Consider the following 23206-nt stretch of genomic DNA (forward strand, 5'->3'; position numbering starts at 1 on the left):
TTGTTGAATATAGCTTAATTAATCAAGCCAATTACCGTTCTCATCAGGTACAAACCAGGGTTGAGAAAACCAATAATACTTGCCTGTATACGCAATACTAGGTGCCGTGCAGTTTATTCTTGAACGGCCCTTCGGCAGTGGATCTTCAATACTATAGGTAAAAGAATTATCTTCCCAATCCAACTTTATTGGTTGTCCAGAGTAAAAACAGTTCAGCTGGCTTTTATGCATATCATCCAAATTGACCTTAACGGTTTGAGTGGGGGTTCGCTTGGCAAGGCTCAATTGTGGCTCGGCTACACTTTTGCTGAGTACCGGCATGTCTAAGGTGTTCATTTTTACTTTCAGCGTTTCTAAGTTGGCGTAAATGCCAGCTGCAGGGAAGCGAGGTAAAGCGCCAAAATCACTGTTTTTAGAAATAGCCCCTGATTGCTGCCCAAAGCCAATGTATCCTCTATCCTGCAAACCTTGGCTTAGAGCTTGATTGTATTCACCATAGGGATAAGCAAGATACTTTAAATCGAAACCTGTGTTGCGTTTAATACTCTTTTCAGCGTGTTCAATATCTTCGATGGTGTTAACTAACCAATCATTCTGATGGTTACCTAAGAGTAAATGTTTGTGAAAACGGGTATGGTTAGCGAAACTAACACCTTGTTTGCTTAGTTTGTTTATCTCAGACCAGTTTAGTTGGTGTTTTTGTTTGCCAATTAAATCAGGACTAATAAAAATGGTATAGGGGAAGTCATACTTCAGCATTATCGGGTGTGCATTTTCAGCGATATTTCGATAGCCATCATCAAACGTAATGGCCACGCTATTCTCAGGCAAGGGTTGATCATTCTGAATGTTTTCAATTAATGTTTGCAATGGAATTACATTATGTTGCTCTTTCAAGTACGCCATATGTTCAGCGAACTTTGCTGGGCTAATAGAGGTGCTTGCAGGCGTATCTTCGCTCACATGGTGATATAATAAAACCACACCATGATTAGGGGTAGCGTTAGCCATTTTGCCAAATGCTAGAAATAAAAAGCCGCCAAGCATTAAAAAAATGGAATAATACTTAACATTACTTTTTTCACTCGTTTTGGATTTTATCATTGCCTGAGCTTCCTACTTCAACCTCTTTAAGACCTCTATTCTGGCAAAAAACAGCTCATCTAGAAATGATTGCGTTAATTTTTCCAATGTTATTGGCCAATATTACTGCGCCTTTGATGGGGTTTGTGGATATTGCCGTACTTGGCCATATGGATGGCAGTCATATTTTGGCTGGTGCATCGGTTGCTACATTGATATTGACACAAATTTATTGGATTTGCGGATTTATACGTATGTCCGCTACAGGTCTTAGTGCCCAAGCGAAGGGGCAAAAGTCTAGCCTAGCTAGTTTTAAAGTATTTTATCAAAGTATGTTCAGTGCTGGCATCATTGCGGCATTGCTATTGATCTTCCAACAGCCTATTTTGGCCCTAGGGCTTCATTTTTCCGAAGCTGATGAATTGGTTTCTCAGGTGATTGTTGAATACTTTAATGTTCGGGTTTGGGGAGCTCCAGCAGCGCTGGCTAATTTAGCGTTAATTGGCTGGTTACTCGGCCAACAACGAAATAAGTTGGTGATGTGTAGCCAAGTTTTTGCCAACCTATTAAATATCGGTTTGAATCTACTATTTGTGTTTGTATTCGACTGGCAAGTCGCGGGTGTGGCTGCTGCAACTGTGATTGCTGAGTATTGTATAACCCTAACCGGATTATTTTTTGTCTTTAAAAGACAGCGCATTTTACCGCAAAAAGAATGGCTTGGGATGCAAAGTTTAGCCATTTTAACTCGTCTCAATAGCGCCATGTTGATCCGCAATTTAGCTTTGCAAGCCTGTTTGGTATTCATGACTTTTCAGGGCATTCGTTTGGGTGTGCAAGCAGCCGCGATAAATGCTTTGTTAATGCAGTTTTTTGTACTCATTGCCCTAGGGTTAGATGCGGTAGCATATGCTGTTGAGGCCAGAGTGGGAGAAGCAAAAGGAGCATCCAATGAGCGCTCATTAAAAGCCAATGTCACCTTAGGACTTATTTGGTCGAGTGCTTTTGCACTCGTGTATACCTTAGTGTTTGTAATATGGGGAAACAATATTATTGGGCTCTTGACCGATTTACCGACTCTGCAAAAGGCGGCGGCTGAGTTTTTACCGGTTATTTGGTTACTTCCCATAGTGGCACATTGGTGTTTTTTAATGGATGGTGTTTTTGTGGGACTAACACGGGCAAGTGCGATGCGCGATAGCATGCTAGTGAGTGCGTTGTTAGTGTATTTCCCGGTGTGGTGGCTCTGCCAAGACTTAGGGAACTTCGCTTTGTGGATTGCCTTACTCGCATTTTTAGGAGCCAGGGGGATTAGTCTTTCGGGTTATTTCCTTTGGCTTTATCGTTGGCCTGCTCAAACCGATTAAGGGTTTGTGAAAAACGATTAGCAAATATGCCTAAATACCCTTTGGCGGCGAATATTAATCCTAAAGCTAGCATTAGAACACCAGGTATTTGCAACCAAATCCAAAGTTTTAAGCCTGCAAAAATCGCTATAACACCAGCAATAAAAATAGTCAGGCCGATCTTAAAATCGGCCCAACTTTTATGGGGATCACTACCCATTTTATACAGCCAGTTTTTCAACATTCTCTAATGTTAAAAATGTGACGTGTTATGTTTAATAATACGAGTGTTCACCGGCAGTATGCTCAGTGGCATCTTTAACGGCTGTTATTTCACCTGAAAAGGCTTCTAACATTTGTTTTTCAATACCGTCTTTTAAGGTCACATCAACCATTGAACAACCATTACAGCCGCCACCAAATTGTAAAATGGCTTCACCATTATCAGTGATTTCCATTAACATGACTTTGCCGCCGTGGCTGGCTAATTGAGGGTTTATTTCCGCTTCAATCATATAACTGATACGTTCGGCAAGAGGAGCATCACTGTCTACTTTACGCGCTTTAGCGTTAGGCGCTTTAAGTGTAAGTTGCGAGCCCATCTGGTCAGTAACGAAGTCAATTTCCGCTTCTTCTAAAAACGGAGCACTTTCTTGGTCAACCACAGCGTCGAAACCGTTAAATGTGAGCAACACATCGGTTTTTTCAACGGCATCTGGCGGACAGTAAGACACACCGCATTCAGCACTTGGTGTCCCAGGGTTCACTACAAATACTCGAATATTTGAACCTGGCTCTTGCTTTTCAAGCAGTTTAGTAAAGTGCGCTTGTGCACTTTCAGAAATATTAATCATCAATCATTCCTGATCTTTTAAAATTAGGACAATAGTTTACCAGAAATACCTGAGTAAAACACTCAGGTAATGCGATTCTATTATGAAATTTTTAACTAACAAAGAATTGATGCATAATATACACAAAATACAAGGGAGTTGCTCCAGTCGTTAAAGGCCGGATGGCTTGAGTCCTTTTGCATTAGTCAAAATAATAATTAATTCTACTGTAAAGAGTTTTATATGAATTTAAAGCGTTTTTGCGCCACTGTACTTTTTTTATCCCTTTCTTTTTCTGCTTTCGCCCTATCTGACTTAGACTACCTCCCTAAAACGGTGAGCTACGACCCAAGTATTCCAAAGCCTGAAGATGTGCTTGGTTCTCCCGTTGGTACTTGGCATGCTCGACATGATCAAATAGTCCGGTACATGGAAATTCTAGCTGAATCGTCAGATCGAGTCAGCTTATCAGAAACGGGTAAAACCTATGAAAACCGCCGACTTTTGTTGATGACCATAACCGCTGCTGATAATCAAAAGAATATCAAAAGCATTCAAAAGCGGCATTTAGAGGTTATTGAACAAGGGGCAAAATCAAATGATAAAGATCCATTGATACTGTGGATGGGCTACAGTGTTCATGGTGACGAATCTTCAGGGGCAAATGCATCGTTACTTGTGGCTTACTATTTAGCTGCTGCTCAAGGGCCAGAAGTGGATAAACTCTTAGAAAACAATATTGTGTTGCTGGACCCTGCACTCAATCCTGATGGTTTAGCGCGATTTGCTCATTGGGCGAATATGCATAGAAGTCAAAATCTTGTTTCTGACCCTAATAACCGCGAGTTAAGTCAACGTTGGCCTAGAGGTAGGGTAAATCACTATTGGTTTGATTTAAATCGCGATTGGCTATTGTTAACTCATCCTAGTTCTCGAGCGCGTATCAAGCAGTTTCAGCAATGGCGCCCCCATGTTCTTACTGATTTTCATGAAATGGGACCCAATCGTACTTTCTTCTTTCAACCGGGTATTTCCTCCCGTAAGAACCCATGGACGCCCGATCAAAATGTGAAGCTAACTGAAGCCCTCGGCAATTACCATGCAGCAGCTTTAGATGAAACTAAACAACTGTATTTTACTCAAGAATCATATGATGACTTCTATTATGGTAAAGGTTCCACCTATCCGGATGGCTTAGGAACAATCGGTATTTTGTTTGAGCAAGCCAGTAGCCGTGGTCATTTACAAGACACTGTAAATGGGCTCTTAGCATTTTCTGACACGATTCAAAATCAAGTAACCACATCATTGTCGACGCTCAAAGGAGCCCTTGCCAATAAACAGGCTCTGGTTGAGTACCAATCTAATTTCAACAAACTAACCGATGAGCTAATTAAAGATGATCGGGTAAAAGGTTATTTGTTAAGTGAAAGCCGCGACAAAGCTCGATTTAACGAACTGAAGAAAATTCTACAACAACATAAAATTGAACATTACTCCCTCAATAAAAATGCAAAAATAGATAATGTTACGTATAACTCTGTAGATAGTATCTTTGTACCCACTGATCAGCCTAGGTATCGTTTGGTTAAGTCGATATTTTCTACTCGTAAACGTTTTGACGACAATACCTTTTATGATGTTTCTAATTGGAACTTAGCCTTAGCATTTAATCTGCAGTATACCGAAGTAGATAAAGGGGACTTCCGCAAAGTTTCTTACTCTGATAAACAAGCTGAATTAAAAGTAGACAAGCTTCCTAAGTTACAAGGGAATGCTTATGCATACGGCTTTAGTTGGGAAGATTATAAAGCCCCTAAATTCCTGCAAAGATTATTACAAAGTGGCATTCAAGTACGAGCTGCAGAAAGTGCATTTTCCGCTAAAACCAGCAGTGGCACTATTAGTTTCTCATCCGGTTCTATTGTTATTCCAAGCGGGCTAAATCAGCCTGATGACATGCTTGCAACGATTCAGCTTCTGTCCAATCAACTGAATATTCCTGTTTGGTCCATTGAAAGTGGATTAACCGGGCAAGGTATCGACTTAGGAAGCGCTAAGATGTCTCCTATAACTTTGCCTAAGGTGATGATTGTTGGAGGCTTAGGTGTTAATCAATATGAAGCTGGTGAAACTTGGCACTATTTAGACACTAGAGTGGGAATGCCAGTGTCTATTATCGATATGGACCGTTTATCTACACTAGATATGTCTAGCTACACCCATATGATTTGGGTCAGTGGAAACTACAAAAACTTGCCAGAATCAGTTATTGAGAAAGTTGCTGAATGGGTTGATGAAGGCGGCGTGTTGATTGGTCAGCAAAGCGGTACTAAATTTATAAGTGATAATGGTTGGTTGAAAGCTGCCTTTATGAAACGGTCTGAAATACAAGACGCTTTTAGTGCTAAAAACCTTCAATTCGGTGATCGGGAAGCCTTTGCCGCCAAGCAGCGAATCGCCGGTGCCGTATTCGAAACTAAACTGGATATTAGTCACCCTCTAGGGTTTGGTTACACTCGATCATTATTACCGGTTTTTCGCAACACGACTGAAGTGCTGTTGATGCCGGAGCAACCTTTTATTACTGCAGCTAAGTACGTAGAAAAACCCTTAATGGCGGGCTTCGCCTCTGATGAAATGCAAGATCTTATTTCTGATTCTGCCGCTGTAGTTGCCCACCGATTTGGAAAGGGACGGGTGATTGGATTTGTGAATAACCCTAATTTCCGTGGTGTGTGGTATGGAACAAGTCGACTGATGGGGAATGCTATTTTCATGTCTAAATTTATCGATTAATTTAGATTTATTCAGATTCGCTGTTTTTCGGAGTAATGCAAATTGACCAAGCGTCAATTTGCATATCTGGATACTCTGCACGCAACACCTCTGCGGCAGAGTTTATGGTAGCTCCCGTGGTCACAACATCATCAAACAAAGCTACATGTGTTAAGGGTTGTTGTAAGGGCATGTTTATTGAAAACGCGTCTTTGATGTTTTGTTGTCGTTGATGAGCTGTTAAATCGGTTTGTGCCAAGGTTTTTTTAGGTCGTGAAAGCACATTGCTTAAGCAGATAATTCCAGCCGATTTAGCAACTTCTAAGGCAATTGCCGCGGCCTGATTGTACTTTCGTTGGGCTAACCTAGCCCTATGCAATGGAATCGGAATAATTGCTTGAGGTAACTGGGCTTTGGGAGGAAGAGCACGTTGACAAAACAATTGGGCTAATCCTCTAGCATGGATACTTTTATTGTGAAACTTCAGTTGAGTAATTAAATGTGATAGTGGCCATTGATAGCTTGAAAAGGCGGTTAAACTATCGAAATTTACGGCCCTTAAACCTAAATATACTTCAACATGATTAAGTAAATTATAGTCATATTTTTTATGCTCAAAAGAAATAATATCCGCTTCACAATAATGGCAAATCAAATATCCGCTAGACTGGTGACACAAAAGACAATGTTGGTTTAGTTCCAAATAAGTTACTAGTTTTTTACTAAAATGACGCCATTTGCTACTATTTAGTGCAGCAAAAGCTAACTGACTCAGTCCCATAACATTCCTTATTAATGAGAACCTAATGAGCAACCCCTTATTTTTTGAAACACGTGGACAAGGTCCCAATTTAGTTTTACTACATGGTTGGGGGCTCAATAGCGGTGTTTGGGAGCCTATTAGTCATATTTTGGAACAATCCTTTCGAATTACCTTACTCGATTTACCTGGTTTTGGACGCAACGCCGATGTCTTGCCAGCACAATACGACTTAGACTCTGTTTGTAGTATGGTTGCCGAGTGTATTCCCGACAAGTCTAGTTTTGTTGGTTGGTCCCTTGGTGGATTAGTGGCCCAACAATTGGCGATTAACCATCCTGATAAGTGCGAAAATTTGGTCTTAGTGGCAAGCTCGCCTAAGTTTTCTGAAGCAGAAAGCTGGCCAGGCATAAAAGCGAACGTTTTACAGATATTTACTCAACAACTGGAAAAGGACTTTAGTAAAACCCTTGACCGTTTTATGGCAATTCAGGCTATTGGAAGTGAATCTGCTAAACAAGATATTAAGTTAATCAAGTCACACATCCAACAATACCCGATTCCCGATGATAGGGCGTTACGGGCTGGGTTAAGTATTTTGGCAAACGCGGATTTACGCTCTCAATTAGGCGATATTACCTGCCCCACGTTCCGCTTGTATGGTCGCTTAGATAGTTTGGTACCCGCGAAAGCCATTCCACTAATTGAAAACTTGCAAGCCTCTAATCTAACGCATGTTTTTGCCCATGCGTCCCATGCACCTTTTATTTCTCATCCTGAAGAGTTTGTGCAGATCTTGTACAAATGTTTAAACATTACCAGCTAAGTTTCCAATTTAGTCTAAATAGGCTATAATTTACACAGGTAATGGGGGTTATCTATGGCATTTGATGTAACTAATAATGTAAATTCGGCAATCATATCTGGCAGCCTTGGGTTGAACCGTGCGCAGCAGGGTATTACCGAAGCGTCGCTGTCGATTGCGCAGAGCAATAGTCAAGCTCAGACGACTCAAGATGTATTAACTAATGCTGCAACCCAACAGTTGGGGCAAGTGAACCAATTGTTGCCTAGTGGCGGTGACTCTTTAACTGATAACTTACTTTCTTTGCAAATTAATAGTCGCAATGCGATAGCGTCTGGCAAAGTATTGGAAGTGGCCAATGATACAGTAGGTCGTATCATTGATGAGCTAGCTTAAGTTAACGAGCCTTTGCTATGAATATTGTCACGCCAACACCAACCGCCATATTATTCCCGACGAATAATGTTAGCACCGATGCTGTTCGTAGAGACAATCAACAACGAGAAACTATTCCGCAAACAAGTAATGCAGAAAACTCAGCGGCTGAGAGCGGTTTAGGCTCAGAATCTGACCGTGTTAAAACCCCCAGTCAACAAGTTCAAGTGACCTACGAGCGACCTCAAGCTCAGCAAAATAGTCAAGCCCAAAGCGATGCAACACAAGAAAATTTTGCAGACAAAGATAATGGCGAAGATCCTAGTGCCGGCAAAGAAGATGCTGAGAGTAAACAACAACAGCAGCAACAACTAGCAGATCAGCAAGAAATTGAAGAACTGAAAAGTCGTGATGCTGAAGTGCGTGCCCACGAACAAGCACATGCTTCTGTAGGAGGTCAGTACGCGGCTTCTCCTACTTACGAGTATGAAAGTGGCCCTGATGGCAATCAATATGCGGTCAGTGGAGAAGTGTCCATCGACATTTCTGAGGAAGAGACACCTGAAGAAACAGTTCGCAAAATGCAACAGGTTCGAGCGGCAGCCCTTGCGCCCGCAGATCCATCTTCACAAGATTTACGAGTGGCAAGTGAAGCTACGAAAATAGCCACAGAGGCACGTTCTGATATTGCCAAGGAAAAGGTCGAAAGTGCGAAAGATGCTGTTAGTGATAATATTGAACAACAGTTAGGTGAGTCTTATGATTCGCCCCTTGCCGAAGCAACAGAATCAGCAATCACTGCCAAGGTACCAGATTTAGATGAAATCGTAGACGGATTTGCCGCAGATTTTCCTACCCGTTCGTTGGAGCAGGGTACGGATGTTGCCAGCCTTGAGAAAGACCGCGAACGCTTGGAAAATAGAGATAGTGGGATTTTACAACGTGTGTCTGTAATCGAAAGCTTCTATCAAAAAGTATCTGAACCCCGTACTTCACAACTACAATTCAGCGCTTAGCTAACCTCTAAAGTAAGTGGTTACTCACCTCAAAACTCCCTTTAATTGTACTGGTTTTTTAATATTGCGTGTTGGTTAGCTTTGCTGTCAATATCCTCACAAACAAGTAATCACTTGTCTGTGAGGAGCAGGTTACTACTTCTTTACTTTTGTTTTGCTTTGGCAAAAGCATCGGCAAATGCATTGCCCATAGCTGCATTGCCAGGTGCAGAAGATTGTTTTCGCGAATTATCTCGACCTTGGTTTTTTGCCGGTCGAGGATTCTTATTGTTACTTCTATTGTCAGTCCTCGATGGATTTTCTCTTGTCCGTTGCGGTTTAGCGGTGTTGTCATCTAGTTTCATGGTAAACGCAATTCGTTTACGTTGTTCATCAACTTCAACTACCTTAACTTTAACAATGTCACCGGCCTTCACTACTTCTCTTGGGTCAGAAATAAACTTATTCGTCATCGCAGAGATATGGACTAGACCGTCTTGATGCACACCTACATCCACAAAAGCGCCAAAGTTGGCCACATTACTGACTACGCCCTCTAGAATCATCCCTTCTTTCAGATCAGATATTTTTTCGACCCCTTCTTTAAACGCTGCGGTTTTAAACTCGGGACGAGGATCTCTGCCTGGCTTTTCAAGTTCAGCAATAATATCGGTGACTGTAGGTAAACCGAAATTATCATTGGTGTATGTTTCAGGCGATAAGGATTTCAAAATTTCTTTATTACCGATGAGATCGTTAACCGCGCATGCCGTTTTATCAACGATTTCATTGACGACAGGATAGGCTTCGGGATGGACTGCCGAGGCATCTAAGGGATTACTACCATTGACGATTCGTAAAAACCCAGCCGCTTGTTCATAGGCCTTTGGACCTAACCTTTCAACTTTCAATAAATCTTTTCGTTGGCTAAACGCTCCATGCTGGTCGCGAAACATAACGATATTTTGTGCAAGCGTCCGGTTCAACCCTGAGACATGGGATAACAGTGCTGGAGAAGCGGTATTCACATCCACGCCCACCGCATTCACACAGTCTTCGATGACATGTTCAAGGGATTTGCCTAGATTACTTTGGCTAACATCGTGTTGGTACTGACCCACTCCGATGGCCTTGGGTTCTATTTTCACAAGCTCAGCTAGCGGATCTTGTAATCTGCGCGCAATAGATACTGCGCCGCGCAAAGATACGTCCATGCCTGGTAGTTCTTGAGATGCTAACTCTGATGCTGAGTAAACCGATGCCCCCGCTTCGCTGACAACAATCTTACGTAAATTTAATTCTGGGGCTGATTTAATCAACTCCGCCACTAGCTTGTCTGTTTCTCTAGAGCCTGTGCCGTTTCCAATGCTCACTAGCTGGACTTTATGTTGTTTACACAAGTTGGCTAAGGTGCGCAGCGATTTATCCCATTGATTTTGTGGTACATGGGGGAATATGGTGTTGGTAGCAACAACTTTACCTGTGGTATCTACCACTGTTACTTTTACGCCCGTTCTTAACCCAGGATCTAAGCCCATGGTCACTTTGGCACCTGCTGGTGCAGCCATCAGTAAGTCGTTTAGGTTGCGGGCAAATACGCCAATAGCCTCTTCTTCGGCTTGTTCTCTAATAGCGCCAAACAATTCTGATTCCATGTGCAATTGGATTTTTACTTTCCAAGTCCACTGCACTACCGTAGCTAACCATGCGTCTGCGGGTTGACCGCTAAATTGCAAATCTAAATGGTCGCGAATGATAGTTTCACAGTAGGCACTACGATCGTTTTCTTCTCGTTGTGGATCAGCATCAAGGTTAACTTGAAGTAAGCCCTCATTGCGTCCACGAAACATCGCCAGTGCGCGGTGAGAGGGAACTTTACTGATTTTTTCACTATGGGCGAAATAATCTGAGTATTTAGCCGCTTCTTTTTCTTTACCACTAACCACAGTGCTTTTGATATGTGCATTTTGCTGTAAATAGCGACGGACTTTTTGCAGTAGGGTCGCATCTTCTGAGAAGCGCTCCATTAAAATATATTTAGCTCCGTCTAGAGCCGCTTTTACATCTGCCACTCCGGCATCTGGATTGACGAAACTTTCAGCTTCCACTTGAGGATCTAGTTGCTGATCTGCAAACAACTTATCTGCTAGTGGCTCAAGGCCAGCTTCTATGGCAATTTGCCCTTTAGTTCGTCGCTTAGGTTTGAACGGCAAATATAAATCTTCTAACTCGGTCTTATTTTCAGCCCCTTGAATCTTATGACTTAACTCTGGGGTCAACTTGCCCTGTTCATCAATTGATTTGAGAATGACAACTTTGCGTTCCTGCATTTCACGCAAGTAGCCTAAACGCTGCTCTAGGGTTCTCAATTGTGCATCATCAAGGCCGAATGTGGCTTCTTTTCTGTAACGCGCGATAAATGGTACTGTGGCGCCGCCGTCTAATAGTTCAACAGCCGCATTAACTTGTTTCTGCTCAACGTTAAGTTCGTTAGCAATTTTTTCGATGATCATACAAGACCCTTGATAAGGCATTATTGCCTAGAAAAACTGAAAATGGGCTTCTTAGCGCCCAAAAATAAACAGCCGCAACTTTACCAGTGCAACTGATGATAAAAAACACCTAGCAGCAGTTATTTTTCATATTCAATGCTTTTTATTAACCAATTGAACTCACCAGCCTCCGTTCGCACGGTAGCTTCTTCATCAACTTCTTTTTTGAGCAGTGCACGAGCCATGGGAGAATCAATGGAAATACAATCTTTACGATCAAAAATTTCATCGTATCCGACGATTTGTAACTTTAAGGTTTTTTCGTCGTCGTTTTCTATTTCCACCCAAGCACCGAAGAACACTTTGCCCTCTTGTTGTGGTGAATAATCGACGACTTTTAAATTTTCGAGACTTTTAGTTAGGTATCGTATGCGCCTATCTATTTCTCGTAAGCGTTTTTTATTGTATTGGTAGTCTGCGTTTTCACTGCGATCACCTAGGCTCGCTGCCCAAGTCACCTTTCTTGTTGTTTCGGGCCGATCAACTCGCCAAAGATGGTCGCGCTCGTTTTGTAATTTTTGGTAACCCTTGCGGGTGATTAATGGGGTTCTCAAATGAAAAACCTCTTATTTATTAAACACTGTTTTGTATTCAAAGACTTAGTAAATGGTCGGTATCTGGCAACCTAACAATAAATTATAACCGTTATTTTTTTAGTCAAAAACATTCCAAAAAACGATGAAATTTAGCAGGAAAAAATGCCATGTTAGACTAATATTAAAGATAGTTAAACGACGTCCTGAAGCTTAAAGTAAATCGTAAAAATGTCGTCTTAACGTGCGCTGTAACTGACTTTCCTACCGAGTATGTTACAGGGTTTTTTTACATAACGTAAATAAATCGAGGGTGACTTTCAAAAGGAGGCCTATCGGTAAAAACTGTTGGTGTTGAACATGATATATGTTGCACCTCCAATACAATTAGGTAGTACAATTTGATACACAAACCCGAATTAATTTTGGGCCTTAAGGTCGAATAGAAAGACCAATAAAAAGCGTGGAATTAGGTTCAGCAGGGATGATGCTGATAGAAAAAATAAAGCCGGAAGTCATTTTTGACTTCCGGCTTTTTATTGATTTAGCTATTTGAGTGAAACTTTACTCAGTAGCTTCTTTGTTTAAGATATCTAGTAACTCAACTTCAAAAATAAGCGTTGAATTTGGTGTGATTTTACCAGTTGCGCGGTCGCCATAAGCAAGTTCTGATGGAATATAAAATTTATACTTAGATCCCACTGTCATTAATTGAACACCTTCAGTCCAACCAGAAATTACACGGTTTAGTGGGAAAGTAGCAGGCTCGCCTCGGCTATAAGATGAATCAAATTCAGTACCATCTAATAGAGTACCGCGGTAATGTACTTGTACGGTATCTTCTGCTGCAGGGCTATCGCCTTCAGAGGAAATCAGTACTTCATATTGTAAACCTGATTCAGTCTCAGTGACGTTTTCTTTTTTAGCATTCTCAGCTAACCACTGTTTACCTTTTTCGATATTTTTTTCTGCTAATAACAATTGTCCAGCTTGCATTGCTTTATCAATATCAGCATTCAGTTTTTGAATTTCGCCGTGTTCCAATTGAGATTGCGCTTGCATTGCTGCTGTAAAACCTTTCAATATTAGTGCTCTGTCTAGTTCAACGCCCATACTCTCTTGGGTGGCTAAACGTTGCTCAACAAAACCACCAACGCTTGCGCCAAACGCATAAGCTTGCTCTTCTTCAGCAGACGTAAATTTAACTTCTTCAACCTGTAATGGGTCGGCTTTTTGTTGACAAGCAGTTATGCCGAAAACAGATGCGACGACTAATGCAATAGCTGCCTTTTTCATTCAATTTCTCCAAAATTTCTTAAAAAATCAATTTGCTTATTTGCACAAGCAAAAGTTCAAATACGTCTTTTCATTGTTGGGTAAATGTCCCAACGTCCTCAAATAATTTGCGAGGCAGTTTAAATCGATCTGTTTAAACATGCTAGCAACAAACTGTAATGGAGTAGCTGTTATTACTCCCATGCTGTTTCGTATTCAATTTGCCAATCGTTGTGAAACGCGCATTTTAAGGTGACTTGGGTATATACTAAACGAACTGAACTAATACACAAACTTGAATAGACAGTATGCACAAAACAGCAGACCGAATGATTTCACAATATCAACTTAGAAAAACTTGGATAGTCTTTTTATTGATGCTCGCCGGATGCAGTGGTGCCATTAGTGAGCCTGATAAATCGATACGCCACGCCATCGAAGGGGCCTATGCAGCAGACATTTCTAGCGATAATAAAATCGCGGTTGTCTCCACGGCCCAACAGGGAATTTTAGTGTGGGATTTGGTTGCACAAACTGAAAAATTTAAATGGAGCCATGAAGAAGAAGGTCATGTTGTTAATACTGTTGGCATCGTACATATAGCGGCTGATAGCAGTTATGTGGTAACTGCCGATCGAGAAGCTTTTGCGTTGTGGAATTTGAGCACAGGTGAGCCTGAAGGTTTTTGGCGAATTGATGAAGCTAGCGTTCGTGATATCGCTGTGAGTAACAATGGTCGGGGAATATTGGTCGGCAGAGGTAATGGCAAAGCCATGTTTTTTGAACCGACCAGCGGACGCCGGTTAGAGTTCCTTGGGCATCAAGAAAAAATCAACAGTGTGGATATATCACCTAACGGATTTTACGCGCTAACGGGTGGTAACGACTATGTAGCTTACTTGTGGGATACTCGCAGCGGGCAGGTTATTCACCGTTTTACTCATTCCAGTCGTGTCACTAAAGTTGCTTTAGATGATGCTGGTCGATACGCCTTCACTGCAGACAGCAAAAGAGGGGCAAAAATTTGGGATGTGCAAACGGGTGAAGAGATAAGCCAGTTATCTTTCATACAACGTCAAAAGATCTTCAGTGCAGCTACGTTTTCAGAAGATGGAAAATATTTAGCTACAGGTTCACCCGGCAGGGCGCTAAACCTTTGGTCGGTGACTACAGGAAATGAGGTGCAAGAGTGGCGTGTTACCCCTAAAGACGGGACACAACCACAAAGTGCGGTGGTCTATGCGGTGAGCTTCGAACAAAAAAATCAGTTATTATCTGAAAGCAGCAGTGGCCTTGCTGAATATTGGGCATTTGAACAGGAAAATTAGTTAAATATGAGTAACGATTTACACAATGAAATAGCACACTTGCAGACGCAGTTGGCGTTTCAGGAAGACACCATAGAACAGCTTAATAAAGCGTTAGCGGATCAGCAGATTCAAATCGACAGAATGGCGTTTCAGCTAAAACATATGACTGAAAGAATGAAACAGATTGAGCCTTCTAATATTGCTGATTCAACCGAAGAAGCTCCACCACCTCACTATTAGCCTATCGCTGCCGACTCTTACTCCCTAGCGCTACACTTCTCGATTGTTAATAGTGCTGTCTACCAAAGGTGAGCAGAGTATTTCTATTCGGCAGCAATAGTTTTTAAGGCTTAAATACGCCTATAACACTTTCATTTTGTCGTTTAGCGGAGTCAACTTGCTTTTCAGTTTGTGATTCCGTGTAGTCGCATGCAACACAAGCTAACTTTTCCACATTGTTTTCGAAAAACAACATTATAGTGTCTTGTGCTTTACATTTTGGACATATAGCGCCGGCGACAAAGCGTTTTTTAGTTTTGTTAGTCATTAATTTCTACTACTTGATTGAGATTATTAGCTTTTCATTGTTGCACAAACGCGCAATTTAAAGCGGTATCGGTATATAATACGCCAATTCAACTAATTTGATTAGTATTCTTCGTAAATGATCCAAATTTCAGAACTGATTTTATTGCGAGGCAGTAAAGTCCTCCTCGAGCACGCTTCCGCGACTATTTATCCTGGCCATAAAGTGGGACTTATTGGTTCAAATGGTTGTGGCAAATCTAGCTTATTTGCATTGCTGCGACAGGAGTTACAACCTGACGCTGGTGAATGTCAAATTCCTAAAAATTGGCAAATTGTATCTGTGGCCCAAGAAACCCCAGCCTTAAATCGCAGTGCCTTAGATTATGTGATTGATGGTGATATTTTATATCGCCAATTACAGCAAAAGTTAGAAGAGGCTGAAACAAACCATGATGGAGAGAAGATAGCCGTTGTGCATGGTCAATTGGAGCAAGCTGGTGCCTACGATATTGAATCAAGAGCAGCAACCATTTTGGCGGGTCTAGGATTCAGTCATCAACAAATTAAAAATCCAGTAACCGATTTTTCAGGTGGCTGGAGAATGCGTCTGAATTTGGCGCAAGCATTGTTATGTCATTCTGACTTGTTACTGCTTGATGAACCTACTAACCACTTGGATTTAGACGCGGTGATTTGGTTAGAAAGATGGCTGACAAGATATACAGGAACATTAATTCTTATATCACATGATAAATCCTTTTTGGATAACACTGTGACGGAAATTCTCAGTGTGGAAAGCCAAAAATTAATTGCCTATACCGGTAATTATGCCTCCTTTGAACGCCAGCGTGCAGAACGATTGCGTTTACAAGATTTGGAATACCAAAAGCAACAGGCGAAAGTCGCTCACCTTGAATCTTTTATTAATCGCTTTAAAGCCAAAGCGAGTAAAGCAAAGCAGGCGCAAAGTCGGATTAAACAATTAGAAAAAATGGAAGATTTGCTGCCCGCCCATGCCCAATCGCAGTTTTCATTTGAGTTTTTTGCGCCCCCTAAATTGCCCAATCCATTGGTAAAAATGGAGCATGTACAGGTGGGTTATGACGACACTGTGATAATCGATAGTTTGCATCTTAATTTGGTTCCGGGTAGTCGAATCGGTTTGCTGGGACGCAATGGTGCGGGTAAGTCGACGTTAATTAAGTTGTTAGCAAACGAAAAGACGCCCATGAATGGTGAGTATATGACCTCTGCGGGCTTGAGCATTGGTTATTTTGCTCAGCACCAGCTTGAATTTTTGCGTCCTCAAGATAGTGCCTTAGATCATCTTTATCGCCTTGATAAGCAGGCTCCAGAGCAGGCTTTGCGTGACTTCTTAGGTGGTTTTGGGTTTCATGGTGATCAGGCTCTTGGGAAAGTTGAACCTATGTCTGGTGGAGAAAAAGCCCGCTTGGTTCTGGCATTGTTGGTGTATCAAAAGCCAAATTTATTGTTATTGGATGAACCTACCAATCACCTCGACCTTGAAATGCGCCATGCCCTCAATATTGCATTGCAGAGTTTTGAAGGGGCAATGGTTTTGGTATCACATGACCGTTTTTTACTAACCTCTGTTTGCGATGACTTTTATTTGGTCGACAGTGGTAAAGTGCAGCCTTTTGATGGTGACTTAGATGACTATCGGGATTGGTTATTAAAGGATTCAAGCCAGAAAGCAATTAACAAGAACAATTATTCTTCAACAGAAAAGCCGGTAGATACTAAAATCGATCGGAAAAATCTCAAACGTTTGGAAGCTGAATTTAGACAAGCCACACAAGGATTACGTAAAGCCATTCAAACGGCAGAAAAGCAAATGAATCAATGTTCGACAAAACTAGAAAAGTTGGAAGCAGCACTTACCGACGTTGATCTATACCTTGATGAAAATAAAGCTAAGCTAAAAGAACTATTGCTTGAGCAGGCTAATCTCAAGGGCGACTTAGAAGAAGCTGAAATGGGCTGGATGGAAGCCCAAGAAGAACTAGAATTAAAACAACAGGTATTTGATGAACAACAATTGGTTAGCTGATGACTTTTGGCAGTTCTCTTTATTCCATTATGCCAACTCGGAAGTCAAACGATTAACCCTGCTGCTGCAGAATGACTATTCATTGAACGTTAACCTGTTACTTTTTTGTGGGTTCTTAGATGCCCATAAGCGACAGCTCAGTGGGTCTCAATTTATCGAGTTAGCTAAGTTTATCGCCCTTTCGGTTGAGGAAGTTGAGAGAATTAGAGGCTTGCGGTTAGATGCAAAGAGTAAGCAACTGCAAGTATACGCTCAACTATTAAAACAAGAGTTAGAAGCTGAAAAAATGCAACAAAGGCTAATCATTGAATTCTGTAATCAAACTAGCTTAGGAAAACAAAGCAAATCCAACTTTGAACACTATTTAGCTTCACTTGAATCGCATAGAATTAGTGATTTAAAGTGTATTGTGCAACAACTTGCTGAGATTATTTCCAACAATCAAATTAATTCTGAGATATGAACGATAAATTTAAAGTGGGAACTAACCCTAATAAAAATAGAATAAAACGTAGCGAATTCAAAGCGCCGTTTTGGGCTAAAAATCGTCATGTTCAAACCTTATGGCCTAGGTTCATTCAGCGTCGTCGTCCGCTAGCGTTACGTATGGAAAAATTGCAATTACCAGATAGTGACGAAGTTAGCGTTGTTTGGGGACAGCCTGAAATTACCCAAAACAGTAAAGGTCTTGCGGTGATATTCCATGGTTTAGAAGGGTCGGTTAAATCCCACTATGCCAATGATTTGATGGCGGAACTGCAGTCTCAAGGCTGGCAAACTGTGTTAATGCACTTCCGTGGATGTGGTGGCGAGCCCAACTCTACTGCCCGTGCCTATCACTCGGGTGAAACCGAAGATGCGAGCTTTTTCATGGAATGGTTGAATAAACAGTTTCCAGACTTACCCAAAATCGCAATCGGCTTTTCATTGGGTGCCAACATGCTCATTAAATTCTTAGGAGAGAGCCCTAAACAAAGGTTTTTAAAAGCGGCGGTGGCGGTGTCCACTCCGTTTAAGTTAGCCGAGTGTGCTGAGAGTATTAATCAAGGTTTTTCCAAGGTATACCAAAGCTATTTACTAAAAAGTATGGTGAAAACTCTGCGCTCAAAAATGCGGGTTATCGACTACAAAGGTTTGTTAACCATCGATGATCAAAAGGCCGCCAAGTTAACTAACTTTAAAGAGTTTGATCAAAACGTAACCGCGCCTTTACACGGCTTTGCGGATGCTGATGATTATTACCAAAAGTGCAGTGCAATTGGCTTTCTTAAACATATCGAAACACCTACCTTAGTGCTCCACTCTATCGACGACCCATTTATGAATGAGGCCGTTTTACCTCAAGAGCATGAACTCTCTGAAGCAGTACAGCTAGAATTAAGTGATACTGGCGGCCATGTGGGCTTTTTACAAGGCACGCCCTGGAAGCCTAACATTTGGTTTCATAAACGTATTTCTGATTTTATTGCGCCCTTTGCCATCAACACAAGTGTATAAGAATGATTATTCCTTTAAGTGAAATAGCTCCCGAAACCCTGCAAAACCTAGTGGAAGCTTTTGTTCTTCAAGAAGGCACAGATTATGGTGAGATGGAATACGATCTCGAGCAGAAAGTGAATCATGTGATGATACAACTCAAATCAGGCCAAGCGTTTGTACAATATTCCGAGCTACACGAAAGCGTCAATATCGTCAGCAAAGACCAAATCGAGAATTAGATCCAAGGCGGCTATCACTTGTAGGCGAGTGCTTTAGCCCCGCGAGGGTTGAGTTAAACTCCATGGCCTAAAGGCCATGCTACAGGGGCGTCCCATCATTTGTAGGCGGGTGCTTTAGCGCCGCGAGGGTTGAGATGGGTATCCATCAATTGTAGGTGGTGGCTTTAGCCCCGCAGCGTATATAGGATTATTTTTTAAATGTGACGGAAAACGTCATTGGTACGGTTAAACCGATGCTTTTTAAACCGGCAAGTTCTTGTAGCTTGGCAATGCCTGGATCCAAATCATGATTTGTGGCCTTGATGAGAACGGGCTTAACGGTTGTGCCATGGAAACTACCATCTTGATCTTTACTGACACTTAATTCAACGCTATAAGGCGCCGGCTTTCCTTTGATTGTGATTTCGCTATCAAGGGTTACCATTGTAATGGTGCCCGCTTTCATATCCATTACAGCTTTCGGAATTTGCGCTGAAATCATTGCCTTAGGAGTATTTTCCACATCAAACAGGTAAGTTTGCATACGTTCATTACGAATGGGAATGTTGGTTTCCACTGAACTCAAATGTACTTCAGCCTTAAGTTCACCTGCATCACTTAGTTTCCCGGATAATGTAGTGAATTTGTGAATTTCACTAATGTGTTCATTCTTGGTTGAAATGAAACTCACACTTGATGAATCATTATCGAGGGTCCAACTTGCATGGGAGAATGCAGCGAATGTTGTCAAACAAACGGCTAAACTTATTAGACTAGGTGTTCTCATTTATGATTCCTTATTTATATTCGACGATTGATTGCCAATTTACTTGATGATCCCCTAACACTACGAAGTCTGGGTTGTCAGTCGTATCTCGTCGGTTATAAGTAAGTGGTTGGAATTCAGCTGAAAGTACAGTACCTCCAGCTTCTTCAACGATACATTGGGAAGCACCGGTATCCCACTCACCAGTTACCCCAACGCGTAAAAATACGTCTGCTTTCCCCTCTGCGATAAAGCAAGCCTTAAGAGAACAACTTCCTAGAGGGAGCGTTTGGTATGAGCGTGAATCGCTCATATGGTTCATTATTCTTTCACGGGGTTGTCTGCGGCTGATAGCGATCATCACCACATCAGTTTCGGGTTCTTCAAATTTACGCACATGAATTTGTTTATTATTTTCTAAAGAGCAAGATTTAAACGCGCCATGTCCTTTGCTGGCAAAATAAAGCGTTTCTCCAGCGGGCCAATAAATAACCCCTAAGGCAGGCTCGTTATTTTCAATCAAAGCTATATTGACAGCAAAATCACCACTTCTAGCGATAAATTCCTGGGTACCATCGATAGGATCTATTAACCAATATCGTTGCCAATGTTTGCGGCTGGATAAGTCACCGTTATTGCTTTCCTCCGACATGATAGGTATGTCTGGAGTTTCTTTCAGCAGAATATCCATGATAATTTCATTGGCTTTATAATCTGCAGAGGTGACTGGAGATTCATCTTCTTTTTCGTATGCTTTGAAGTCGCCACTATCATAGATCTTTAACACTTCTTCACCGGCAGTTTTTGCCGCAAACTTAGCGATGTCTAACAAGTCTTGTCGAGGGTTTACAGCCATTATTTTTCCCCTGATGAATTTTTCGCCACATACTTTTGTACTAAAAACAATGCGGCAATACAACGAGCCTCGATAAAGTCGTCACGTGCCAACAACGAGTCTAAGTCGTGTACAGACCATGGAATAACTTCTAAGGGTTCAGGTTCATCCCCTTCCAATCTGCATTCGTACAAATCTTCAGCCAATAGAATATTCATTTTGGCATCAAAAAAAGTAGGAGCCATACTTACAGTATGGATCTGTTTTAACGAATTTGCCCCATATCCTGCTTCTTCTTTTAACTCTCTGTCACCAGCCTCAAGGGGGGATTCTCCAGGATCAATCAAACCTTTAGGAAAGCCTAATTGATAAGAGTGGGTTCCCGCTGCATACTCCCGAATAAGCAAAATGGTTTCAGAATCGATGAATGGAACAATCATTACGGCACCGTTACCAGAGCCTGCCATTCTTTCAAATTGGCGAGTTGCACCATTGGAAAATTCGAGATCTACACGCTCGACACGAAACAAGCCGCTCTTAGCGACGATTTCTCGTTGATGAATTTGTGGCAGAGTTTTATTCGGGTCTATTTTATTCATATACCTATCACGTTAAAATAACGGCAGTTTCCAAGTTTTGGATGCTGCGCTTTAAACTACTACTTCGTCTTACTTTAACTCATGGATAACTGACTTGCCAATGTTGCCCTGGAACCAAATTAAAACTGTCTTACTCGATATGGATGGAACTTTACTCGACTTGCACTTCGACAACCATTTTTGGATGGAAGTTGTACCGCAAAAGATAGCACACAAAAAAGCCATCAGTCTCGAAAAAGCTAAAGAATATATTCACATAGAATATCAAAAAGTGATGGGAACAATAAATTGGTACTGCCTTGATTATTGGGCAGAAAAACTCGATATGGATATTATTGAGGCAAAACGCCAAATCAAACATTTAATTAGTATGCGAGAAGATACAGTGCCATTTCTAGATGCTCTGCATAACAGCGGTAGGCAAGTTGTATTGGTGACCAATGCTCATCCTGGTAGTTTGTCATTAAAGATAGAGCAAACTCAATTAGACAGCCATATTGATACCTTAATTTCTACCCATGAGTTTGGGGTAACCAAGGAGTCTCAATTATTGTGGCAAAAGCTGCAAGCACGTTTAGGGTTTGATAGCAGTAGTACTTTGTTTGTGGACGATAGTGTGCCAATTTTACAGGCGGCGAAAGAGTTTGGTATTGCCCACTTACTCGCGGTTGAAAACCCCGATAGCCAAGGTGAAATTCGACAAAGTGACGATTTTACGGGTATTCAAGACTATCGGTTCTTAATTGATGATATTAACAACAATCCAATCAAATAAGCGGCTACCACAACACAACAAAGAGGAAACCAAGATATTTCCTCTTTCTGTTTAAAGTTTTAACTTATAAAACCCTTGGTTGTCAGCACGACCGAAGAATTTTGCAGCATCCTGTACTTGTTTAGGTAGGCTGTTATCGGGTTTAAACTGACCATTGAGTTTAACTTTGAAATTGTGGGGGATCCGCGCGTCAGCAGTTAAATTAAATACATTAGGTGGCGTGATTTTGACTAGGATGTCATCTTCAATACAACTTAAATTTGCTTCAAAATTGCCTAAGCTTAGTGGCTCATTCAGGCCTATTAATCCTTCGAGTTTGGCATTTAACCATTGGCCATTGCCTGATAAATCGATACATTTTCCTGCGTAATCCAATTCAGTTAAAGCTACTTTAAAGCGCCCTCCCGCATTAACTGCTATGGGCAAAGGCACTTGGGCTATAGCCATACCGGCTGGCAAATACACTGTTAAGTCGGACGATTGCACATGGTTGGGATCAAACATATTGATGCTGACTAATCCCTTAATTGAGACTTTGTCATTTGCACGTAAGTCGCCACCATCAATGTCTAATGTTAGCTGACCAGTCAGTAAGTCCCAAAACGAAACCTGCCAATTAACATCTTCAATGGTTAAATTATTCGCGTTAATGCTGCTGGCCGATGCGTTCCAAATTGTTCCGTGTACACCCTCAATGCTCAGATCACTAGATTGATTGGCGCGATAAATAACTTGGCTAGCGGGTAACTTAATAATGAGTAAAACCAAAAAGGCTAGTAGTCCTAAAAGACTCCATTTAACAACTTGCTTCATGATTTTCCTAACTGCAAACTTCTAACTTTTACCATGCCAGATACGTTGGCTTCCGCCAAATCAACATTGATAATGCGTATTCCAAGGTTTTCCATGCTTTGTAGCCAACTCACTACATCGTTAAAGGCGGCTTGATCTACCCATACTTTTAACTCGTCACCCTGAGGCTGCATTCGCGATATGGCAATATTGACTCGTCCCGCAGTTTGATTAACCGCTTGTGGAAGAGAGCCGGTAAATACTGCTGTGCCACCATTACCACTGCGCATTTGGATAGCACGATTGGCGTTTTGTTTGAACCAAATTAGATCCGTTTGTTTAGTGGCTACTAATTTACTTTGCGTTTGTAATGACTTATCGATGGGCGCCCAAACTAAGTAATAAAACAGGAAGATGATTAGTAACACCCCAGATACTGTGACTAAGACTCTTTCACGCTCTGACAGCTGATTAAATTTATCCAATAAATCTTTCATA

The 23206-nt window shown here is 41.5% G+C and carries 25 protein-coding genes; 12 read left to right on the top strand and 13 right to left on the bottom strand.

What is annotated here, in order from left to right; all coding sequences use genetic code 11:
* Nucleotides 1-18 precede the first annotated feature (18 nt).
* On the bottom strand, nucleotides 19-1104 hold the full coding sequence (locus AB6T38_RS07560) for a polysaccharide deacetylase family protein (protein ID WP_372546724.1): 1086 nt from the start codon (nucleotides 1102-1104) through the stop codon (nucleotides 19-21).
* Nucleotides 1105-1190: 86 nt separating this feature from the next.
* On the opposite strand from AB6T38_RS07560, the gene AB6T38_RS07565 reads away from it, so the two are divergent.
* On the top strand, nucleotides 1191-2450 hold the full coding sequence (locus AB6T38_RS07565; protein WP_372546935.1) for an MATE family efflux transporter: 1260 nt from the start codon (nucleotides 1191-1193) through the stop codon (nucleotides 2448-2450).
* On the opposite strand, the gene AB6T38_RS07570 is transcribed toward AB6T38_RS07565, so the two are convergent.
* Both AB6T38_RS07570 and nfuA read right to left on the bottom strand, forming a co-directional pair.
* The gene (locus AB6T38_RS07570) at nucleotides 2395-2673 is read right to left on the bottom strand and encodes a hypothetical protein (RefSeq protein WP_372546725.1); all 279 of its coding nucleotides are present in this window, start codon (nucleotides 2671-2673) and stop codon (nucleotides 2395-2397) included. The two genes, AB6T38_RS07565 and AB6T38_RS07570, sit on opposite strands and share 56 nt — an antisense overlap.
* 31 nt (nucleotides 2674-2704) lie before the next feature.
* Nucleotides 2705-3283, bottom strand: coding sequence for a Fe-S biogenesis protein NfuA (gene nfuA, locus AB6T38_RS07575; protein ID WP_348491831.1), 579 nt, complete (start codon nucleotides 3281-3283; stop codon nucleotides 2705-2707).
* Nucleotides 3284-3505: 222 nt separating this feature from the next.
* Here nfuA and AB6T38_RS07580 point away from each other — a divergent pair, with 222 nt between their 5' ends.
* A complete protein-coding gene (locus AB6T38_RS07580; RefSeq protein ID WP_372546726.1) occupies nucleotides 3506-6061 on the top strand; it encodes a M14 family metallopeptidase in 2556 nt (851 codons plus the stop codon).
* Nucleotides 6062-6068: 7 nt separating this feature from the next.
* Here the strand turns inward: AB6T38_RS07580 and AB6T38_RS07585 are convergent, their stop codons facing one another.
* Nucleotides 6069-6821 (bottom strand): ComF family protein, encoded by a 753-nt coding sequence (locus tag AB6T38_RS07585; RefSeq protein WP_372546727.1) that lies wholly within the window; start codon nucleotides 6819-6821, stop codon nucleotides 6069-6071.
* A gap of 25 nt (nucleotides 6822-6846) precedes the next feature.
* On the opposite strand from AB6T38_RS07585, the gene bioH reads away from it, so the two are divergent.
* The 3 genes from bioH to AB6T38_RS07600 are packed head-to-tail and all read left to right on the top strand — an operon-like array spanning nucleotide 6847 to nucleotide 8996.
* Complete coding sequence (bioH, locus tag AB6T38_RS07590) at nucleotides 6847-7626, top strand: pimeloyl-ACP methyl ester esterase BioH (protein ID WP_372546728.1); 780 nt, start codon at nucleotides 6847-6849, stop codon at nucleotides 7624-7626.
* Between the two features lie 54 nt (nucleotides 7627-7680).
* Nucleotides 7681-8001 (top strand): hypothetical protein, encoded by a 321-nt coding sequence (locus AB6T38_RS07595; protein ID WP_372546729.1) that lies wholly within the window; start codon nucleotides 7681-7683, stop codon nucleotides 7999-8001.
* 17 nt (nucleotides 8002-8018) lie between these two features.
* Nucleotides 8019-8996 carry a putative metalloprotease CJM1_0395 family protein gene (locus AB6T38_RS07600; protein WP_372546730.1) on the top strand — a complete coding sequence of 326 codons (978 nt, stop codon included), beginning with the start codon at nucleotides 8019-8021 and terminating at the stop codon, nucleotides 8994-8996.
* Nucleotides 8997-9139: 143 nt separating this feature from the next.
* On the opposite strand, the gene AB6T38_RS07605 is transcribed toward AB6T38_RS07600, so the two are convergent.
* The 3 genes from AB6T38_RS07605 to AB6T38_RS07615 form a co-directional block, all read right to left on the bottom strand.
* Entirely contained in the window at nucleotides 9140-11488 is a 2349-nt protein-coding gene (locus AB6T38_RS07605) for a Tex family protein (RefSeq protein WP_372546731.1), read from the bottom strand.
* Between the two features lie 119 nt (nucleotides 11489-11607).
* Entirely contained in the window at nucleotides 11608-12081 is a 474-nt protein-coding gene (gene greB, locus AB6T38_RS07610) for a transcription elongation factor GreB (protein WP_348491838.1), read from the bottom strand.
* A 543-nt stretch (nucleotides 12082-12624) separates the two neighbouring features.
* Entirely contained in the window at nucleotides 12625-13356 is a 732-nt protein-coding gene (locus AB6T38_RS07615) for an FKBP-type peptidyl-prolyl cis-trans isomerase (protein WP_372546732.1), read from the bottom strand.
* A 308-nt stretch (nucleotides 13357-13664) separates the two neighbouring features.
* Here AB6T38_RS07615 and AB6T38_RS07620 point away from each other — a divergent pair, with 308 nt between their 5' ends.
* A complete protein-coding gene (locus AB6T38_RS07620) occupies nucleotides 13665-14663 on the top strand; it encodes a WD40 repeat domain-containing protein (RefSeq protein WP_372546936.1) in 999 nt (332 codons plus the stop codon).
* A gap of 6 nt (nucleotides 14664-14669) precedes the next feature.
* Nucleotides 14670-14885: a SlyX family protein gene (locus tag AB6T38_RS07625; protein ID WP_348491840.1), complete on the top strand. Its 216-nt coding sequence runs from the start codon at nucleotides 14670-14672 to the stop codon at nucleotides 14883-14885.
* A 103-nt stretch (nucleotides 14886-14988) separates the two neighbouring features.
* Here the strand turns inward: AB6T38_RS07625 and AB6T38_RS07630 are convergent, their stop codons facing one another.
* On the bottom strand, nucleotides 14989-15192 hold the full coding sequence (locus AB6T38_RS07630) for a YheV family putative zinc ribbon protein (RefSeq protein WP_348491841.1): 204 nt from the start codon (nucleotides 15190-15192) through the stop codon (nucleotides 14989-14991).
* 117 nt (nucleotides 15193-15309) lie between these two features.
* On the opposite strand from AB6T38_RS07630, the gene AB6T38_RS07635 reads away from it, so the two are divergent.
* From AB6T38_RS07635 to AB6T38_RS07650, 4 genes are read left to right on the top strand one after another with little or no spacing between them, the layout of a single operon-like run.
* A complete protein-coding gene (locus AB6T38_RS07635) occupies nucleotides 15310-17244 on the top strand; it encodes an ATP-binding cassette domain-containing protein (protein ID WP_372546733.1) in 1935 nt (644 codons plus the stop codon).
* Nucleotides 17222-17707, top strand: coding sequence for a TIGR02444 family protein (locus AB6T38_RS07640; protein ID WP_372546734.1), 486 nt, complete (start codon nucleotides 17222-17224; stop codon nucleotides 17705-17707). The genes AB6T38_RS07635 and AB6T38_RS07640 overlap by 23 nt, the downstream gene beginning before the upstream one ends.
* Nucleotides 17704-18741 (top strand): hydrolase, encoded by a 1038-nt coding sequence (locus tag AB6T38_RS07645; protein ID WP_372546735.1) that lies wholly within the window; start codon nucleotides 17704-17706, stop codon nucleotides 18739-18741. Before AB6T38_RS07640 ends, AB6T38_RS07645 begins: the two co-directional genes overlap by 4 nt.
* 2 nt (nucleotides 18742-18743) lie before the next feature.
* On the top strand, nucleotides 18744-18962 hold the full coding sequence (locus tag AB6T38_RS07650; protein WP_372546736.1) for a YheU family protein: 219 nt from the start codon (nucleotides 18744-18746) through the stop codon (nucleotides 18960-18962).
* Nucleotides 18963-19149: 187 nt separating this feature from the next.
* Here AB6T38_RS07650 and AB6T38_RS07655 read toward each other — a convergent pair whose 3' ends face one another.
* The 3 genes from AB6T38_RS07655 to nudE are packed head-to-tail and all read right to left on the bottom strand — an operon-like array spanning nucleotide 19150 to nucleotide 21141.
* The gene (locus tag AB6T38_RS07655; protein WP_372546737.1) at nucleotides 19150-19728 is read right to left on the bottom strand and encodes a YceI family protein; all 579 of its coding nucleotides are present in this window, start codon (nucleotides 19726-19728) and stop codon (nucleotides 19150-19152) included.
* Between the two features lie 10 nt (nucleotides 19729-19738).
* Nucleotides 19739-20563 (bottom strand): 3'(2'),5'-bisphosphate nucleotidase CysQ, encoded by an 825-nt coding sequence (gene cysQ / locus AB6T38_RS07660; RefSeq protein ID WP_348491847.1) that lies wholly within the window; start codon nucleotides 20561-20563, stop codon nucleotides 19739-19741.
* Nucleotides 20563-21141, bottom strand: a complete 579-nt coding sequence (gene nudE / locus AB6T38_RS07665; protein WP_372546738.1) for an ADP compounds hydrolase NudE — start codon at nucleotides 21139-21141, stop codon at nucleotides 20563-20565. Before nudE ends, cysQ begins: the two co-directional genes overlap by 1 nt.
* A gap of 94 nt (nucleotides 21142-21235) precedes the next feature.
* Here nudE and yrfG point away from each other — a divergent pair, with 94 nt between their 5' ends.
* Complete coding sequence (gene yrfG, locus AB6T38_RS07670; RefSeq protein ID WP_372546739.1) at nucleotides 21236-21916, top strand: GMP/IMP nucleotidase; 681 nt, start codon at nucleotides 21236-21238, stop codon at nucleotides 21914-21916.
* A gap of 51 nt (nucleotides 21917-21967) precedes the next feature.
* Here yrfG and AB6T38_RS07675 read toward each other — a convergent pair whose 3' ends face one another.
* Nucleotides 21968-22729, bottom strand: a complete 762-nt coding sequence (locus AB6T38_RS07675) for a type II secretion system protein N (protein WP_372546740.1) — start codon at nucleotides 22727-22729, stop codon at nucleotides 21968-21970.
* Complete coding sequence (gspM, locus tag AB6T38_RS07680; protein WP_372546741.1) at nucleotides 22726-23205, bottom strand: type II secretion system protein GspM; 480 nt, start codon at nucleotides 23203-23205, stop codon at nucleotides 22726-22728. Before gspM ends, AB6T38_RS07675 begins: the two co-directional genes overlap by 4 nt.
* Nucleotide 23206 lies beyond the last annotated feature (1 nt).

The sequence above is a fragment of the Aliiglaciecola sp. SL4 genome (assembly GCF_041538045.1).
Classification (GTDB): domain Bacteria; phylum Pseudomonadota; class Gammaproteobacteria; order Enterobacterales; family Alteromonadaceae; genus Aliiglaciecola.

Coding starts and splice junctions, on each gene's coding strand:
- nfuA (WP_348491831.1), bottom strand. CDS start 3,283: ATGATTAATATTTCTGAAAGTGCACAAGCGCACTTTACTAAACTGCTT.
- AB6T38_RS07635 (WP_372546733.1), top strand. CDS start 15,310: ATGATCCAAATTTCAGAACTGATTTTATTGCGAGGCAGTAAAGTCCTC.
- AB6T38_RS07620 (WP_372546936.1), top strand. CDS start 13,665: ATGATTTCACAATATCAACTTAGAAAAACTTGGATAGTCTTTTTATTG.
- AB6T38_RS07585 (WP_372546727.1), bottom strand. CDS start 6,821: ATGGGACTGAGTCAGTTAGCTTTTGCTGCACTAAATAGTAGCAAATGG.
- bioH (WP_372546728.1), top strand. CDS start 6,847: ATGAGCAACCCCTTATTTTTTGAAACACGTGGACAAGGTCCCAATTTA.
- AB6T38_RS07595 (WP_372546729.1), top strand. CDS start 7,681: ATGGCATTTGATGTAACTAATAATGTAAATTCGGCAATCATATCTGGC.
- nudE (WP_372546738.1), bottom strand. CDS start 21,141: ATGAATAAAATAGACCCGAATAAAACTCTGCCACAAATTCATCAACGA.
- AB6T38_RS07675 (WP_372546740.1), bottom strand. CDS start 22,729: ATGAAGCAAGTTGTTAAATGGAGTCTTTTAGGACTACTAGCCTTTTTG.
- AB6T38_RS07600 (WP_372546730.1), top strand. CDS start 8,019: ATGAATATTGTCACGCCAACACCAACCGCCATATTATTCCCGACGAAT.
- AB6T38_RS07615 (WP_372546732.1), bottom strand. CDS start 13,356: ATGAAAAAGGCAGCTATTGCATTAGTCGTCGCATCTGTTTTCGGCATA.
- AB6T38_RS07605 (WP_372546731.1), bottom strand. CDS start 11,488: ATGATCATCGAAAAAATTGCTAACGAACTTAACGTTGAGCAGAAACAA.
- AB6T38_RS07640 (WP_372546734.1), top strand. CDS start 17,222: ATGAACAACAATTGGTTAGCTGATGACTTTTGGCAGTTCTCTTTATTC.
- AB6T38_RS07570 (WP_372546725.1), bottom strand. CDS start 2,673: ATGTTGAAAAACTGGCTGTATAAAATGGGTAGTGATCCCCATAAAAGT.
- gspM (WP_372546741.1), bottom strand. CDS start 23,205: ATGAAAGATTTATTGGATAAATTTAATCAGCTGTCAGAGCGTGAAAGA.
- AB6T38_RS07565 (WP_372546935.1), top strand. CDS start 1,191: ATGTTATTGGCCAATATTACTGCGCCTTTGATGGGGTTTGTGGATATT.
- AB6T38_RS07580 (WP_372546726.1), top strand. CDS start 3,506: ATGAATTTAAAGCGTTTTTGCGCCACTGTACTTTTTTTATCCCTTTCT.
- AB6T38_RS07630 (WP_348491841.1), bottom strand. CDS start 15,192: ATGACTAACAAAACTAAAAAACGCTTTGTCGCCGGCGCTATATGTCCA.
- AB6T38_RS07650 (WP_372546736.1), top strand. CDS start 18,744: ATGATTATTCCTTTAAGTGAAATAGCTCCCGAAACCCTGCAAAACCTA.
- cysQ (WP_348491847.1), bottom strand. CDS start 20,563: ATGGCTGTAAACCCTCGACAAGACTTGTTAGACATCGCTAAGTTTGCG.
- AB6T38_RS07655 (WP_372546737.1), bottom strand. CDS start 19,728: ATGAGAACACCTAGTCTAATAAGTTTAGCCGTTTGTTTGACAACATTC.
- AB6T38_RS07560 (WP_372546724.1), bottom strand. CDS start 1,104: ATGATAAAATCCAAAACGAGTGAAAAAAGTAATGTTAAGTATTATTCC.
- AB6T38_RS07625 (WP_348491840.1), top strand. CDS start 14,670: ATGAGTAACGATTTACACAATGAAATAGCACACTTGCAGACGCAGTTG.
- AB6T38_RS07645 (WP_372546735.1), top strand. CDS start 17,704: ATGAACGATAAATTTAAAGTGGGAACTAACCCTAATAAAAATAGAATA.